The following is a 14,385-nucleotide window of genomic DNA, read 5'->3' on the forward strand; positions in this document are numbered from 1 at the left end:
GCGGAAACTCTTAGGCAGGATTTGCGCCCGGCGCATCCGTGGGATTTGCAGGCCAAGCGGAGCCATTCGTTGGCCCGGAGCTTGTATCCCTGGATTCGTTCGAGGGTCGCGTCGCCATGCCGTTGGAATCGAAGGTTCGGATCCCCTCTCCCGCCGACCCGCAGCGCGGTGCCGCGGAGGCCCGATGAGCGACAGGATGCGCGATCGGCGGGCGGGCGACGAGGCGACGGAGGTCACGTTCCGCGGGCGGGGCCTTGCGCTCCGGTCGGGCGGACGGCTGATCCTGCTCGTCTGCCCGCTCTGTTCGCAGCGCAACGCCAGCCGCGGTGCCGAGCGGGGCATCTGCGAATGGTGCGCCTACGTGCCCTCGCAGGATCAGGCGGAGCCGGTGGAGCGCGGGAACGGGTGACCGCTTCCGCCCTCATGCCGCCGCCGAACCGGGCCGCTTGGAGTTTTCGGTAAACCCAGCTCCACTGCAGACGGTCCCGCAGTCTCGTCGCGCGATCGCCGAACGGGTCGAGGCCGCAGACCGCGAATCCGCCTCGGCGGCGGAAAGGGGAACGTCGATCACGCGACGTGGCTGTGCGCTGCGTACTATTTTCGATTGCAAGTTTTGGTTAAAATTACAATTATAGGTTGGGGGGCTGCCGACCGGGAGGGATCATGCAACCGTCGGAATGCTGTATTTTTCGCATGATCCTCGCGTCCGTGATCGGAAGCGCTGTCACATTGCTGTTGGTCCGTGGTTTCGACCCGTGGGCCCTGGCGCTGATTCCTCTTGGGGGAAGTCTGGCGACCGTGTTCGTAATCGCCCTGTTCCAGGCCATCAGCCTCGCCCTGATGGCTTCGTCGCGCCAGAACACCGAGTCTGCAACCTAGCGGCGGATTGAGCGGACCTTCCCACCCTAACCCTCATCCTGAGGTGCCGCAGCGAAGCGGAGGCCTCGAAGGAGCCCTCCAGAAGTCTCCGCGATCCCTGAAGCCCTCCTTCGAGGCCCAGCGATCTTCGATCGCCGGGCACCTCAGGATGAGGCTACGATGTTTACACATCTGCATCGGACACCGCCGCTCGCGATAGAGCGCGACCGGCCCCCTCTCCCGTGCGGGAGAGGGGACCCGCGCTCCATCCTGCACCCGTACTGCCGACACCGATGCGTGAATCCGGTAGCAGGATGAGGGGAGAGATTGGAATCTCCGAAGCCTTCGCCACAGCCATCGTCTTTGCGAGTGGAACTGAGCGATCCCGGAGCACGATGTGTCTCCGGGCTGCTGTGCGCGTAACCAGGGCGCGGGGCGAGCGAGCCGCCTCCGCGCCCGGTATCGACCGTCAGCTATGGATCACCTTGCCATACGCGTCGAGTACGCTTTCGTGCATCATCTCGCTGAGCGTCGGGTGCGGGAACACCGTGTGCATCAGCTCTTCCTCGGTGCTCTCCAAGTTCATCGCCACGACGTAACCCTGGATCAGCTCGGTCACCTCGGCGCCGACCATGTGGGCGCCAAGCAGCTGGCCGGTCTTGGCGTCGAACACCGTCTTGACCAGGCCGTCCGGCTCGCCCAGCGCGATCGCCTTGCCGTTGCCCGCGAACGGGAAGCGGCCGACCTTGACGGTGAAGCCCAGCTCCTTGGCCTTGGCCTCAGTGAGGCCGACGCTGGCGATCTGCGGCTGGCAATAGGTGCAGCCCGGGATCTTGGCCTTGTCCATCAGGTGGGTGTGCAGGCCCTTGATGGTCTCGACGCAGATGACGCCCTCGTGCTCGGCCTTGTGTGCGAGCATCGGCGGGCCGGCGACGTCGCCGATGGCGTAGAGACCGGGGACGTTGGTCCGGCCCAGCCCGTCGGTCACGACGATGCCGCGGTCGATCTTCACCCCGAGCTTTTCGAGACCGATATTCTCGATGTTGCCGACCACTCCCACCGCCGAGATCAGCTTTTCGGCCGTGATTTGCTGGGTCTTGCCGTCGCCGCCCTCGATGGTCGCCGTGACGGAATCGGCGCCCTTCTCGACTTTGGTCACCTTGGCGCCGGTGAGGATCTTGATGCCCTGCTTCTCGAAGCGCTTGCGCGCCAGGCCCGCAATCTCGGCATCCTCCACCGGCAGGATCTGCGGCAGCAGCTCCACCACGGTCACCTCGGCGCCCATGGTCCGGTAGAATGAGGCGAACTCGATGCCGATCGCGCCCGAGCCCATGACGAGCAGGCTCTTGGGCATCGTCTCCGGGACCATGGCCTCGTAATAGGTCCAGATCTGCTTCTTGTCGGGCTCGATCCCGGGGATCGCCCGCGGCCGGGCTCCGGTGGCCACGATGATGTGCTTGGCCTGGTAGCTGCCCGCTCCCTTGGCGCCCTTCGGAGCCTCGGCGCGCTTCGATTCCTTGACGGTGACCTGGCCGGGCTGGTTGCCCGTGGCGACGCTGTCGACCGAGGCCTCGCCCCAGATGACGTCGACCTTGTTCTTCTTGAGCAGCATGCCGACGCCGCCGTTGAGCCGGCCTGAGACGCCCCGCGAGCGCTTCACGATGGCCGCGGTGTCGAACGACACCTCCTTGGCCGACAGGCCATAATCGGAGGCGTGCTGCATGTAGTGGTAGATCTCGGCCGAGCGCAGCAGCGCCTTGGTGGGGATGCAGCCCCAGTTCAGGCAGATGCCGCCCAGGTGCTCCCGGTCGATCACCGCGGTCTTGTAGCCGAGCTGCGCCGCGCGGATCGCGGTGACGTAGCCGCCGGGGCCGGCGCCGATGATGAGGATGTCGTAGGTGTCGGACATTGCGTGCTCCGGCTCAGACCAACATGCCCATCGGGTTTTCGATCAGCCCCTTGAAGGCCGCGACCAGTTCCGCGCCGAGCGCGCCGTCGAGGACGCGGTGGTCGCAGGACAGGGTGGCGGTCATCACCTGGACCACCGCCGGAGCGCCGTCCTTGACGACGACGCGCTTCTCGCCGGCGCCCACCGCCAGGATGCTCGATTGCGGCGGGTTGATCACCGCGGTGAAGTGCTTGATCCCGAACATGCCGAGGTTCGACACCGAGGTGACGCCGCCTTGGTATTCTTCGGGCTTGAGCTTCTTCGAGCGCGCCCGGGCGGCGAAGTCCTTCATCTCCTTCGAGATGGTGGACAGGGTCTTCTCGTCGGCCCGCCGGATCACCGGGGTGAACAGCCCGCCGTCGATCGCCACCGCCACGCCGACTTCGGCCTGCTTGAAGCGCAGCACCCGGTCCTCGGCCCAGACCGCGTTGGCGGCGGGCACGCGGGTGAGCGCCAGGCCCATCGCCTTGATGACGAAGTCGTTCACCGAGAGCTTGAAGGCCGGCTTGCCGTCCTTGTCCTTGCCCGCGGAGGCGTTGAGCGTCTCGCGCAGCTTCATCAGCGCGTCGAGTTCGCAATCCACCGTGAGGTAGAAGTGCGGGGCCACCTGCATCGCCTCGGTGAGGCGCTTGGCGATGGTCTTGCGCATGCCATCCAGCGGCACCTCCTCGTAGGAGCCCTTGGCGTAAAAGCCCCGGACCTGATCGAGGGTGAGGCCGGCCGGCGCTCCGGCAGCGGGGGCGGCCTTCGGCGCGGGTGCTGCCGCCTTGGGCGCCTCGGCGGCGGCCTGAGGCGCCGGCGCCTTGGTCCCGCCCGAGGCCTTGGCGGCCTGGACGTCGCGGGCGATGATCCGCCCGTGCGGGCCGGTGCCCGCCACGGCGGCGAGCTCGACGCCCTCCTGCTTGGCGATCCGGCGTGCGAGCGGCGAGGCGAAGACCCGGCCTCCCGAACCGCCCTGCTGCTTCGGCGCGGTCCCGCCGGGCTGGGCGCCCTCCGGCGCCTCGTTCACCCGCTCGTAGGACATGTGGCCGCCGCCGGGCGTGGTGTTCTGGTCGGCCGGTGCCGGCGCCGCGGATTGCGGCTCGGACTTCGGCTCGGCTTTGGCCTTCGGCTCGGCCTTGCCGCCCGCGGCCTGCACGCTCGCCGGATCCTCGCCCTCGACGGCGATCACCGCGATCAGGTCGTTGACCGGCACGTCGGCGGTGCCCTCTGGGACGACGATCTTGGCGAGGACGCCCTCGTCGATGGCCTCGACCTCCATGGTCGCCTTGTCGGTCTCGATCTCGGCGAGGATGTCGCCGGATTTCACGGCGTCGCCCTCTTTCTTCAACCACTTGGCGAGGTTGCCCTTCTCCATGGTCGGCGACAGGGCGGGCATGAGCACGTTGATCGGCATGGCATCAGGTCTCGGGCAAGGCCGGGGCGGCCGGATCGTCGAAGGGAAACAGGTCGTCGAGGGGGAACGGGACGGCGTCGAACGGCGCGAGCGCTACAGTCTCGCCGCGCTGGATCGTGGCCAAGACCACCCAGCGCCCATCCGCGAGGGCAAAGCCTTCCAGAAACCCTTCGCCCGGATCGAGCAGCCAGAGGTGGCCGATCCCTGCCTCGGCGTAGATGCGGCGCTTGGGACCGCGGTCGAGGCGCATGGTGGGCGGCGACAGGATCTCGCAGACCCAATCCGGCGCGGTCGTGATGAAGGCATCCGCGGGTTCGGTCGGCATCCGCTCGCGGCGCCAGCCAGCGAGATCGGGCACGACCACGTGAGGGTCGAGATGAAGCTCCGGCTCGATCATGAAGATCCAACCCCCGGGACTTCCACGCCCACGGCTGAAGGTAAAATCGAGCTCGCTGGAGAGCCGTACTGCCGCGCTGGCGTGCCCAGGCCGCGGACGCGGGTGTGTCTCCAGGGTGCCATCGATGATCTCGGCGACGAGATGCTCCGGCACGGCCACGAGATCCGCGTAGGTCGCCAGTCGGATCGCTGCCTCAGCCATGGTCGGATGCCGCCATCGCTAGTTGAAGCCGCCGGGGTCGAGCCCCTCGGCCTCCCAGCCGGCGCGGATGCGCTCGAACGCCTCCTCCTCCGACATGTCGGTCTCCAGCGCGTAGGCGCGGGCCGCCTGCCGACCGAGGTCGAGCAGCAGCCGGCCCCAGGTCGCAGGATCGTCGAACGAGCGGCGCAGGGCGACGCTGACGGCCCCGTCCACCACGGCCGCGCGCAGCACCTCGATGCCGCCCTGGGCGCGGGCGTCCGGCGGAATGGCCAGTTCGACGAAGTCCTGTGTGGGATCCTGGCTCATGGCGCGCCGGCTGATTTCCGAACCCGTTCGGGGCAGACGGACGGGGCTGCGGCGCCGCCCGCGAATCCCGTCACTTGTAGCAGACGCTCTTGGCCGCCTCGACGACTTCGGCCACGGTCGGCAGGGCGAGCTTTTCCAGGTTCGCCGCGTAGGGCATCGGCACGTCCTTGCCGGTGATGCGCAGGACCGGGGCGTCGAGGTAGTCGAAGGCGTCGACCATGAGGCGGGCCACGATCTCGGCGCCGATGCCGGATTGCGGGAACCCCTCCTCCACCGTGATGCAGCGGCCGGTCTTCTTGACCGAGCGCACCACGGTCTCGGAATCCATGGGCCGGATCGTGCGCAGGTCGATCACCTCGGCCTCGATGCCCTCCTCGGCCAGCGCCTGGGCGGCCTTGAGCGCGTAGGTCATGCCGATCGCGAAGGACACGATGGTCACGTCCTTGCCGGTGCGGTGGACCCGCGCCTTGCCGATCGGCAGGACGAAGTCGTCGAGCTGCGGCACCGGGAAGGACTGGCCGTACAGGATCTCGTTCTCGAGGAAGATGATCGGGTTCGGGTCGCGGATCGCGGCCTTGAGCAGGCCCTTGGCGTCAGAGGCCGTGTAGGGGGCGATCACCTTGAGGCCCGGCACGTTGGAGTACCACGCGGAATAATCGTGGCTGTGCTGGGCGCCGACCCGGGCGGCCGCGCCGTTGGGGCCGCGGAACACGATCGGACAGCCGAGCTGGCCACCGGACATGTACAGGGTCTTGGCCGCCGAGTTGATGATGTGGTCGATCGCCTGCATGGCGAAGTTGAAGGTCATGAACTCCACGATCGGCTTCAGGCCGGACAACGCCGCGCCGACGCCGATGCCGGCGAAGCCGTGCTCGGTGATCGGGGTGTCGACCACGCGCCGGGCGCCGAATTCCTGCAGCAGCCCCTGGGTGATCTTGTAGGCGCCCTGATACTCGGCGACCTCCTCGCCCATGACGAACACGTCGCCGTCGCGGCGCATCTCCTCGGCCATGGCGTCGCGCAGGGCCTCGCGGACCGTGGTGGTGACCATCGGGGTGTTAGCCGGGAACTCCTCCATCACCGGCTCGTCGGCCTTGTTGGTGATGACGGCCGGCGCCGCCGGGGCCTTCTGCGCATCCTCGCCGGATTTCGAGGCCGGGGCCGGCTTGTCGGCCATCCCCTCGGCCTGCATGTCCGGGGTCGGGGCCGGGTGGCCGCCGGCGCCGTTGGGCTTCGGCTTACCACCGCTGGCGGCCGCCTCGGCCACGTCCTCGCCCTCACCCGCGATGATGGCGATCGGCGTGTTGACCGCGACGCCCTCGGTGCCCTCCGCGATCAAGATCTTGGCGAGCACGCCCTCGTCGATCGCCTCGACCTCCATGGTCGCCTTGTCGGTCTCGATCTCGGCCAGCACGTCGCCGGATTTGACCGGGTCACCCTCTTTCTTCAGCCACTTGGCGAGCTTGCCCTCCTCCATGGTGGGGGAGAGGGCGGGCATCAGGATGTCGGTCGCCATGCTCAGCTCTGCGGTCGTCTTTTCGGTCGGGGCGGCCAGGGTTTCGCGGACGCGCTAGGCGTGCGCATCCAGCAGGATGTCGGTCCACAGCTCGGAGGGATCCGGCTCGGGATCGTTGGTGGCGAACTCGGCCGCCGCGTTCACGGTCTCGCGGACCTTGGCGTCGGTCGCCTTGATCTCCGCCTCCGGCACCCCGTGCAGCTCGAGCAGGCGCTTGCGCACCATCTCGATCGGGTCGTGCTCGTCGCGCATCTTCGAGACCTCGTCCTTGGTCCGGTACTTGGCCGGATCGGACATGGAATGGCCGCGATAGCGGTAGGTCTGCATCTCCAGGATGTAGGGGCCCTTGCCCGTGCGGGCGTGCTCGACCGCCCGCGCCGCCGCCTCGCGCACCGTGCGCACGTCCATGCCGTCGACCTGCTCGCCCGGGATGCCGAAGGAGAGGCCGCGCTTGGAGAAGTCGGTCTGCGCCGAGGCCCGGGCCACCGAGGTGCCCATGGCGTAGCGGTTGTTCTCGATCACGTAGACCACGGGCAGCTTCCACAGCGCCGCCATGTTGAAGCTCTCGTAGACCTGGCCCTGGTTGGCCGCGCCGTCGCCCATGTAGGTGAGGCTGACCTTGCCGTTCTCCCGGTAATGATCCGCGAAGGCGAGGCCAGTGCCCAGCGAGACCTGGGCGCCCACGATGCCGTGGCCGCCGAAGAACTGCTTCTCGCGGCTGAACATGTGCATGGAGCCGCCCTTGCCGCGGCTGTAGCCGCCCCGGCGGCCGGTCAGCTCGGCCATGACGCCCTTGGGGTCCATGCCGCAGGCCAGCATGTGGCCGTGGTCGCGGTAGCCGGTGATGACCTGGTCGCCGTCGACCGAGGCCATCTGCATGCCGATCACCACGGCTTCCTGGCCGATATAGAGGTGGCAGAACCCGCCGATCAGGCCCATGCCGTAGAGCTGGCCGGCCTTCTCCTCGAAACGCCGGATCAGCAGCATCTCGTGATAGGCGTGAAGGTCTTCCTCGCGGGTGAATTGCGGCATGTTGGGCGCGGGCTTGTGCGCCTCGATAACCTGAGCGCTTCCGGCCTCTGAGCTTCCGACCTGCGGTTGCGAGGACGAAGCGTCCTTCGCAGGCTCCTTGGCGGCGTCCATCGGCGCTCTCCCCGTGATTCCACGCGACTGGAACGGGGTGTAGGACAGCACCGTTTGGAAAGCGAGGGTGGACGCTCTGACAGGTCGCCCCTCTTGTCAGAGGCGATCTAAAGCATCGTCCCGAACGGCAGCCGCCGGCTTTCGTGCATGGGAGAGGCCGACCTTAAGTGGCGGCGCGTCGGGCCGGAGCGTGATGTCAGGGTGTGATGACGACCACGTCGTTGGCGTGGACGCGGCCCAGCACGATCCGGGCCCGCTCTTCCAGGAGGTCGCGGTCGATCTGGTCGCTCTTGAGCAGGGTCACCCGGTGCTCCCAGGTCGCCCGCTCCGCCCGCACGGCGGCGAGCTCCCGGGTGAGGCCGTAGGCGCGGATCTTCAGCACCTTCTTGGCCTCGAGGCCGCGGTTGCCGCTCTCGGCCTGCCACACGAAGAAACCGACGACGAGCGCCGACAGGGTCCAGAGACCCAGGGGCAACACGACCATTCTGACGCGGCGACGGACGACCATGGCGCCAGCCTCGCGCGGAAAGGTTAACGGAGTTTTTCGGTGCTGCCGGTTCGTGCCCGTCGGGTATGATCCGGGCCCAGGGATGGGAACTCCGGCGCACCGATGGACATGACGGAGCTGACGCGCTGGATCGCGGAGCACGCGACCGCGACCGACGACCACGACACGATGCTAGCCCGGGTCTGCGAGGCCCTGTGCGCGGCCGGCGTCCCGCTCTGGCGGGTCAGCGTCATGTCGCCGGCCATCGACCCGACCGTGCGGGGCGTCAGCCTGAACTGGCTCCTCGGCCAGGGCCTGACCTTCGTGCCGAACCCGCACGGCGCCGAACAGGAGGCCGACTGGCTCCGCAGCCCGATCTTCGCGATGCTGGAGCGGAGCCAGACCTTCGGACGCTGGCGCCTCGACAGCCCCGGTCCGGAAACGGATTACCCGATCCTGCACGGCCTGCGCGCCGAGGGCGGCACCGAGTACGCGGTCCAGATCGTCGGCTTCGCGCCCGGCACGGCGTTGCGCGGCGTCGCGATCTCGTTCTGCACCCAGGCCCGCGACGGCTTCACGCAGGCCGACCTCGCGGCGGTCGCGGCGGTGATGCCGACCTTCGCGCTGGCGGTGGCCAAGCTCGGCCTCGGACATACCCTACGCGAGGTCACGGCGACCTATCTCGGGCGCTCCACCGCGGAGCGGGTCCTCGACGGGCAGATCCAGCGCGGCCAGGGCCGGGCCGTCCCGGCCGCGATCCTACTGACGGACCTGCGCGGCTTCACGGCCCTGTCCGACCGGGCCGACCCCTACGACATGGTCACCTGGCTCAACGAGCATTTCGACGCGCTGGGCGATCCCGTGGCCCGGCACGGCGGCGAGATCCTCAAATTCCTCGGCGACGGCTTCCTGGCGATCTTCCCGGTGGCCGATGCCGGCATCCTGCCCTGCCCCGTCTGCAACAGCGCCCTCGACGCCGCCGCGGACGGGCTCGCGGCCAACGCCGCGCTCAACGATCGCCGCCGGGCCGCGGGGCTACCGGAGCTGACTGCCGACTGCGTCGTGCATTTCGGGACGGTGGTCTACGGCAATGTCGGCACCGAGCGCCGCCTCGACTTCACGGTGATCGGGCGGGCGGTGAACGAGGCGAGCCGTATCGAGAGCCAGTGCGAGGCCCTCGGCCACGCGCTGCTGGTTTCGGATTCCTTCGCGGAACGGTGCGCCCGGCCTCTGGAACCGGTGGGAACCATCGAGCTGCGAGGGCTGGCGCGGCCGCAGAAGGTCTGGACGCTGCCGGGTGACTGAAGTTCGTCGGCCGAAGGACGTGGAGCGCCGTTCCCGGTCATTGCTTCGCTGCGCTCGCAATGACGGTGCAATTTGAAAGACGGCCCCCGTCTTCCCTCCCCGCAAGCCGGGAGGGAAGACGTATGCGAATTCAGCCCCGCGCCAGATGCTTGATCGCCGAAGCGCCGGCGTAGAGCGCCTGCGGACCGAGGCCCTCCTCGATACGGATCAGCTGGTTGTACTTCGCCAGTCTGTCGGAGCGGGCCAGCGAGCCGGTCTTGATCTGCCCGCAATTGGTGGCGACCGCGAGGTCCGCGATGGTCGAATCCTCGGTCTCGCCGGAGCGGTGGGACATCACCGCGGTGTAGCCGGCGCGCTGGGCCATATCGACGGCCGCCAGGGTCTCGGTCAGCGTACCGATCTGGTTGACCTTGATCAGGATCGAGTTGGCCGTGCCCTCGGCGATGCCGCGGGACAGGCGCTCGACATTGGTCACGAACAGGTCGTCGCCCACGAGCTGGCAGCGATCGCCGATCTTCTCGGTCAGGAGCTTCCAGCCGGCCCAGTCGTCCTCGGACATGCCGTCCTCGATCGAGAGGATCGGGTAGTTGGCAACCAGCTGGGCCAAGTAATCGACCTGAGCCTCGATCGAGCGGTTCGTGCCCTCGCCCTCGTAGGCGTAGGCGCCGTCCTTGAAGAACTCGGTGGCGGCGCAGTCGAGGCCCAGGGCGATCTCGGTGCCGGGCTTGAAGCCGGCGGCCGTGATCGCGTCCATCACGAAGTCGAGGGCGGCCTCAGCCGACGGCAGGTTCGGGGCGAAGCCGCCCTCGTCGCCGACATTGGTGTTGTGGCCGGCCTTCTTCAGCTTGCCCTTGAGGGTGTGGAACACCTCGGAGCCCATGCGCACGGCGTCGGCGAGCGACTCCGCGCCCACCGGCAGGATCATGAATTCCTGGAAGTCGATCGGGTTGTCGGCGTGCGCCCCGCCGTTGATGATGTTCATCATCGGCACCGGCAGGACCCGCCCCTGCACGCCGCCGACGTAACGGTAGAGTGGCAGGCCCGAGGCCTCGGCCGCCGCCTTGGCGACCGCGAGCGACACGCCCAGAATCGCGTTCGCCCCGAGGCGCGCCTTGTTGGGGGTGCCGTCGAGCTCGATCATCGCCTCGTCGACGGCGACCTGATCCTCGGCCTCCATGCCGCCGATCGCGTCGAGGATCTCGGTCTGCGCGGCCTCGACCGCCTTCAGCACGCCCTTGCCCAGGAAGCGGCTCTGATCGCCGTCGCGCAGCTCGACCGCCTCGTGGGCGCCCGTGGACGCCCCCGACGGGACGGCGGCGCGGCCGAACGAGCCGTCCTCCAGAAGGACGTCGACCTCGACCGTGGGGTTGCCGCGGCTGTCGAGGATCTCGCGGGCGCTGATATTGGTGATCGCGGTCATTACAGGTCCTCTCGCGGGGCCGCTTGTCGGCAGCGGCGGCCCCGATCCGGGGTGCGGCGCATCGCGGCGGCTTATCCGTCAAGCCGCGTCCGGCGGCAAGCATCCGGTTAGGTGGCGCCTGTGCACGTGTCGTGACAGCGATGAATCGCAACGCTGACGTGCGGGCCTACCGCACGCGCAGCGGGGCCGGGTGCCGGACCGGGGTCGCGGCCAGGGATCGGTTCAGCCTACGTAACTGGACATCGTTGCGGGCACAGAGGTCGTAGCTGGTCATGGCATCGAGCATGCGCTGGACCGCGTCGTCTTCCCTAGCGCGGGCGGGAGCGGCTGCAGCCGCGACCATCGCAATCAACCCGAAGGCAATGAGACGCATCGTATCGTACCGGCTTCGGACAGCGTCGACGGCCACCCGCTCCGCGGATCGTGACGGAAACCGGTAAAGAATTGGTCGCGGCGCGCATGGGTGCGCCGGACCGCACGCGGGCTTATAAAGACGCCATGACCACGCCTGAGACCCTGCAGCTCGGCCAGCCCACCCCGCTGCCGTCCTCCCCCGCGGATGCCCGCCTCGACCGGGTGCCGAACCCGCATGCCGACACCGATTACGTAGCCCGGTTCACCGCGCCCGAGTTCACCTCGATCTGCCCGGTCACCGGCCAGCCGGATTTCGCCATCCTGGTGATCGACTACGTGCCTGGCGACTGGCTCGTGGAATCGAAGTCGCTCAAGCTTTATCTCGGCGCGTTCCGCAATCATGGGGCGTTCCACGAGGATTGCACCGTGGCGATCGGCAAGCGCCTGCGCGATCTGCTGGAGCCGCGCTACCTGCGGATCGGCGGGTACTGGTATCCGCGCGGCGGCATCCCGATCGACGTGTTCTGGCAGACCGGCGAGCCGCCGAAGACGATCTGGCTGCCCGAGACCGGGGTCGCCCCCTATCGCGGCCGCTGATCCGGCATGAAAAAGGCGACCGGCTCGCGCCGGTCGCCCTTCAGATCCGTTGGGATCGTCGCCCTTAATAGGGGGCGCCGTAATAGCCGCCGTAGGCCGGGGCGCCGTAGCCGTAAGCCGGAGCGCCGTAGGCCGGCCCGTAGCCGCCGCGGTTGTAGTAGTTGTTGGCTGCGCCGGCAGCGACGGCGCCGGCGGCCAGGCCGGCAATGCCGAGGCCGATGGCGGCGCCGGTTCCGATGCCGCGACGTCCGCCGCGGTAACCGTAGCCGTGACCATAGCCATGCCCGTATCCGCCGTGGAAACCGTACGGACGGGCCTCGGCGCCGGTCGTGGCGGCGACGCTGCCGAGGGCCAGGGCGGCGGCGGTGGCGATGATACCGATCTTGCGCATGACGTTCCTTCTCGATCCGTGATCGAACATGCCCACTAACGTGGCTGCACAACGAACGGTTCCGAGTTTTCGTATGCGGATTTTGATAACCATGATCGCCTGAACGACGGTTCATCTCCGACCCATACGATAGAATCACTGCCGGTCGCCCGGGCATTCGCAAACGCCCGCCGCTGGTCTTGTGAATACTTTCCGCATCGCAGTGGGTCTAAACCTGCGGCTGTTGCGCCGAGGGTGGGGGCGGCGCTGTCCGACCGCCCGGTTCCCGTCTTACGCCGGCTCAGGCGGACGGAGATCCCGATCTCACCCTCGTCCTGAGGCGTGACCGAGCGAGCCCTCAGCGATCGCATGGCTGGCCGGAGGGCTCCCTAGAGGTCTCCGCTGCGCGCCCTCGTCTCAAAATGACGGCGCGGACGGGAAAGACCAGTCCAACGCAATCTCAGCCGGTATGACGCCGGCTCGTGCATCCCGTTCCAGGTGGAAACTGCTTACCTACGCTTGCGCCGCGACCGGCGCGGTTCCGGAGAGCCGACCCCATGGATGCCCTCACGCTGATCCGCGATACCTTCGCGCCGCTCGCCGGCAAGCGCATCCTCGACATCGGGTGTGGGCCCGGGACCCTGGCGAAACGGCTCACGGAGGACGGCGCCTCGGTGACGGGCGTCGACCCGGGCCAGGCGGCCCTGGGCAAGGCCCGGGAGGCCGTGCCGGCCGCGCGGTTCGAGGCCGCCTCGGCCGAGGCCCTGCCGTTCCCTGACGCGCATTTCGACGGCGCCGTGATGTTCAACGCCCTGCACCACGTGCCCGACCCCGCCGCCGCCCTGCGCGAGGCGGCCCGGATCGTGGTGCCGGGCGGGACCCTGGTGGTGGTGGAGCCCCTGGCCGAGGGCAGCTTCTTCGACGCCCTGCGGCCGATCGAGGACGAGACGGCGGTCCGCGCCGCCGCGCAGGAGGCCATCGCGGTGGCCCTGTCGGGTGGTGCCTTCCTGTGCCGTCAGGACGTGACCCTGGCACGGCGCGAGAGCTTCGCCGACCTGGACGGTTTCCTGGCGCGGGTCAGCGCGGTCGATCCCGCCCGGGAGGCAACGATCCGAGCCCGGCGGCCGATCGTGGAGGCGGCGTTCCGGGGCGCGGCCGAGCGCGAGGCCGACGGGCGCTACTCCCTGGTCCAGCCCCTGCGCATCCACGTGCTCCAGCCGGCCTGACCGGGATCAGGCGTAGCGGCGCTTGGCCAGCCGATCGAAGGCGATCAGCTCTTCGAGCAAAGCCGGCAGGTCGCGCAGGGCGACCATGTTGGGGCCGTCCGAGGGGGCCCGGTCCGGATCCGGGTGGGTCTCGATGAACACCCCCGCGACGCCGACCGCCACGGCGGCCCGGGCCAGCACGGCGACGAATTCGCGCTGGCCACCGGAGCTGGCGCCCTGCCCGCCCGGCTGCTGCACCGAATGGGTGGCGTCGAACACCACTGGCGCGCCGTGGGTCACCTGCGCCATGATCGGCAGGCTGCGCATATCCGAGACGAGGGTGTTGTAGCCGAACGAGGCGCCGCGCTCGGTGACGATGACGTTGGGGTTGCCGGCCTCCGTCACCTTGGCGGCGACGTGCTTCATGTCCCAGGGGGCCAGGAACTGCCCCTTCTTGATGTTGACCGCCCGGCCGGTGGCGGCGGCCGCCAAGAGGAGGTCGGTCTGGCGACACAGGAAGGCCGGGATCTGGAGCACGTCCACCGCCTCGGCGGCCGGCGCGCAATGCTCGGCGGCGTGCACGTCGGTCAGAACCGGCAGGCTCAAGGATTCGCGGATCTCGGCGAAGACCGGCAGGGCGCCTTCGAGGCCGATGCCCCGCGCGGCGCTCCCGGAGGTCCGGTTGGCCTTGTCGAACGAGGTCTTGAACACGAGGCCGATCCCTAGGTCCGCGGCCATCTCCTTGAGCGCTGCGGCGATTTCCAGGGCGTGATTGCGCCCTTCGAGCTGGCAGGGGCCGGCGATCAGGGTCAGCGGCAGGTGGTTTCCGAAGCGCGCCGCGCCGACCTGGACGACGGGACCGGGTGTTGCGTGTGTCGACAT

General features: G+C 68.7%; 16 protein-coding genes. 5 read left to right on the forward strand and 11 right to left on the reverse strand.

Annotated features, from left to right (window positions below):
- Positions 1-184: 184 nt before the first annotated feature.
- Positions 185-409, forward strand: coding sequence for a hypothetical protein (locus FV233_RS08585; RefSeq protein ID WP_147855709.1), 225 nt, complete (start codon positions 185-187; stop codon positions 407-409).
- Between the two features lie 254 nt (positions 410-663).
- Positions 664-879, forward strand: coding sequence for a hypothetical protein (locus FV233_RS08590; protein WP_147855710.1), 216 nt, complete (start codon positions 664-666; stop codon positions 877-879).
- Positions 880-1,327: 448 nt separating this feature from the next.
- Here the strand turns inward: FV233_RS08590 and lpdA are convergent, their stop codons facing one another.
- The 7 genes from lpdA to FV233_RS08630 form a co-directional block, all read right to left on the reverse strand.
- Positions 1,328-2,767, reverse strand: a complete 1,440-nt coding sequence (gene lpdA / locus FV233_RS08600) for a dihydrolipoyl dehydrogenase (protein WP_147897238.1) — start codon at positions 2,765-2,767, stop codon at positions 1,328-1,330.
- 13 nt (positions 2,768-2,780) lie between these two features.
- Positions 2,781-4,202, reverse strand: a complete 1,422-nt coding sequence (locus tag FV233_RS08605) for a pyruvate dehydrogenase complex dihydrolipoamide acetyltransferase (protein WP_147897239.1) — start codon at positions 4,200-4,202, stop codon at positions 2,781-2,783.
- Between the two features lie 4 nt (positions 4,203-4,206).
- Entirely contained in the window at positions 4,207-4,800 is a 594-nt protein-coding gene (locus FV233_RS08610) for a Uma2 family endonuclease (RefSeq protein WP_147897240.1), read from the reverse strand.
- Between the two features lie 18 nt (positions 4,801-4,818).
- On the reverse strand, positions 4,819-5,106 hold the full coding sequence (locus tag FV233_RS08615) for a DUF5076 domain-containing protein (RefSeq protein WP_147855429.1): 288 nt from the start codon (positions 5,104-5,106) through the stop codon (positions 4,819-4,821).
- Between the two features lie 70 nt (positions 5,107-5,176).
- A complete protein-coding gene (locus tag FV233_RS08620) occupies positions 5,177-6,622 on the reverse strand; it encodes a pyruvate dehydrogenase complex E1 component subunit beta (RefSeq protein WP_147897241.1) in 1,446 nt (481 codons plus the stop codon).
- Positions 6,623-6,676: 54 nt separating this feature from the next.
- Positions 6,677-7,654: a pyruvate dehydrogenase (acetyl-transferring) E1 component subunit alpha gene (pdhA, locus tag FV233_RS08625; protein WP_246689942.1), complete on the reverse strand. Its 978-nt coding sequence runs from the start codon at positions 7,652-7,654 to the stop codon at positions 6,677-6,679.
- 307 nt (positions 7,655-7,961) lie between these two features.
- Positions 7,962-8,273, reverse strand: a complete 312-nt coding sequence (locus tag FV233_RS08630; RefSeq protein WP_147855427.1) for a septum formation initiator family protein — start codon at positions 8,271-8,273, stop codon at positions 7,962-7,964.
- A 108-nt stretch (positions 8,274-8,381) separates the two neighbouring features.
- Between FV233_RS08630 and FV233_RS08635 the strand changes: the two genes are divergently transcribed.
- Complete coding sequence (locus FV233_RS08635; RefSeq protein ID WP_246689940.1) at positions 8,382-9,557, forward strand: adenylate/guanylate cyclase domain-containing protein; 1,176 nt, start codon at positions 8,382-8,384, stop codon at positions 9,555-9,557.
- 130 nt (positions 9,558-9,687) lie between these two features.
- On the opposite strand, the gene eno is transcribed toward FV233_RS08635, so the two are convergent.
- A complete protein-coding gene (eno, locus tag FV233_RS08640; protein WP_147855425.1) occupies positions 9,688-10,977 on the reverse strand; it encodes a phosphopyruvate hydratase in 1,290 nt (429 codons plus the stop codon).
- A 166-nt stretch (positions 10,978-11,143) separates the two neighbouring features.
- Positions 11,144-11,350, reverse strand: a complete 207-nt coding sequence (locus FV233_RS08645; RefSeq protein ID WP_147855424.1) for a hypothetical protein — start codon at positions 11,348-11,350, stop codon at positions 11,144-11,146.
- Positions 11,351-11,475: 125 nt separating this feature from the next.
- On the opposite strand from FV233_RS08645, the gene queF reads away from it, so the two are divergent.
- Positions 11,476-11,928 carry a preQ(1) synthase gene (gene queF, locus FV233_RS08650; RefSeq protein ID WP_147897243.1) on the forward strand — a complete coding sequence of 151 codons (453 nt, stop codon included), beginning with the start codon at positions 11,476-11,478 and terminating at the stop codon, positions 11,926-11,928.
- Positions 11,929-11,992: 64 nt separating this feature from the next.
- Here queF and FV233_RS08655 read toward each other — a convergent pair whose 3' ends face one another.
- A complete protein-coding gene (locus FV233_RS08655) occupies positions 11,993-12,319 on the reverse strand; it encodes a hypothetical protein (RefSeq protein WP_147897244.1) in 327 nt (108 codons plus the stop codon).
- Positions 12,320-12,855: 536 nt separating this feature from the next.
- Between FV233_RS08655 and FV233_RS08660 the strand changes: the two genes are divergently transcribed.
- Positions 12,856-13,524 (forward strand): class I SAM-dependent methyltransferase, encoded by a 669-nt coding sequence (locus FV233_RS08660; RefSeq protein ID WP_147897245.1) that lies wholly within the window; start codon positions 12,856-12,858, stop codon positions 13,522-13,524.
- A 6-nt stretch (positions 13,525-13,530) separates the two neighbouring features.
- On the opposite strand, the gene kdsA is transcribed toward FV233_RS08660, so the two are convergent.
- On the reverse strand, positions 13,531-14,385 hold the full coding sequence (gene kdsA, locus FV233_RS08665) for a 3-deoxy-8-phosphooctulonate synthase (protein WP_147855765.1): 855 nt from the start codon (positions 14,383-14,385) through the stop codon (positions 13,531-13,533).

It is taken from the genome of Methylobacterium sp. WL7, from assembly GCF_008040085.1.
GTDB lineage: Bacteria > Pseudomonadota > Alphaproteobacteria > Rhizobiales > Beijerinckiaceae > Methylobacterium > Methylobacterium mesophilicum.

Bases quoted from the DNA above. Each gene is read 5' to 3' on its own strand.
- FV233_RS08645 (WP_147855424.1), bottom strand. From the start codon at position 11,350: ATGCGTCTCATTGCCTTCGGGTTGATTGCGATGGTCGCGGCTGCAGCC.
- lpdA (WP_147897238.1), bottom strand. From the start codon at position 2,767: ATGTCCGACACCTACGACATCCTCATCATCGGCGCCGGCCCCGGCGGC.
- FV233_RS08620 (WP_147897241.1), bottom strand. From the start codon at position 6,622: ATGGCGACCGACATCCTGATGCCCGCCCTCTCCCCCACCATGGAGGAG.
- kdsA (WP_147855765.1), bottom strand. From the start codon at position 14,385: ATGTCGACACACGCAACACCCGGTCCCGTCGTCCAGGTCGGCGCGGCG.
- queF (WP_147897243.1), top strand. From the start codon at position 11,476: ATGACCACGCCTGAGACCCTGCAGCTCGGCCAGCCCACCCCGCTGCCG.
- FV233_RS08655 (WP_147897244.1), bottom strand. From the start codon at position 12,319: ATGCGCAAGATCGGTATCATCGCCACCGCCGCCGCCCTGGCCCTCGGC.
- eno (WP_147855425.1), bottom strand. From the start codon at position 10,977: ATGACCGCGATCACCAATATCAGCGCCCGCGAGATCCTCGACAGCCGC.
- FV233_RS08605 (WP_147897239.1), bottom strand. From the start codon at position 4,202: ATGCCGATCAACGTGCTCATGCCCGCCCTGTCGCCGACCATGGAGAAG.
- FV233_RS08590 (WP_147855710.1), top strand. From the start codon at position 664: ATGCAACCGTCGGAATGCTGTATTTTTCGCATGATCCTCGCGTCCGTG.
- pdhA (WP_246689942.1), bottom strand. From the start codon at position 7,654: ATGCCGCAATTCACCCGCGAGGAAGACCTTCACGCCTATCACGAGATG.
- FV233_RS08610 (WP_147897240.1), bottom strand. From the start codon at position 4,800: ATGGCTGAGGCAGCGATCCGACTGGCGACCTACGCGGATCTCGTGGCC.
- FV233_RS08635 (WP_246689940.1), top strand. From the start codon at position 8,382: ATGACGGAGCTGACGCGCTGGATCGCGGAGCACGCGACCGCGACCGAC.
- FV233_RS08660 (WP_147897245.1), top strand. From the start codon at position 12,856: ATGGATGCCCTCACGCTGATCCGCGATACCTTCGCGCCGCTCGCCGGC.
- FV233_RS08630 (WP_147855427.1), bottom strand. From the start codon at position 8,273: ATGGTCGTCCGTCGCCGCGTCAGAATGGTCGTGTTGCCCCTGGGTCTC.
- FV233_RS08585 (WP_147855709.1), top strand. From the start codon at position 185: ATGAGCGACAGGATGCGCGATCGGCGGGCGGGCGACGAGGCGACGGAG.
- FV233_RS08615 (WP_147855429.1), bottom strand. From the start codon at position 5,106: ATGAGCCAGGATCCCACACAGGACTTCGTCGAACTGGCCATTCCGCCG.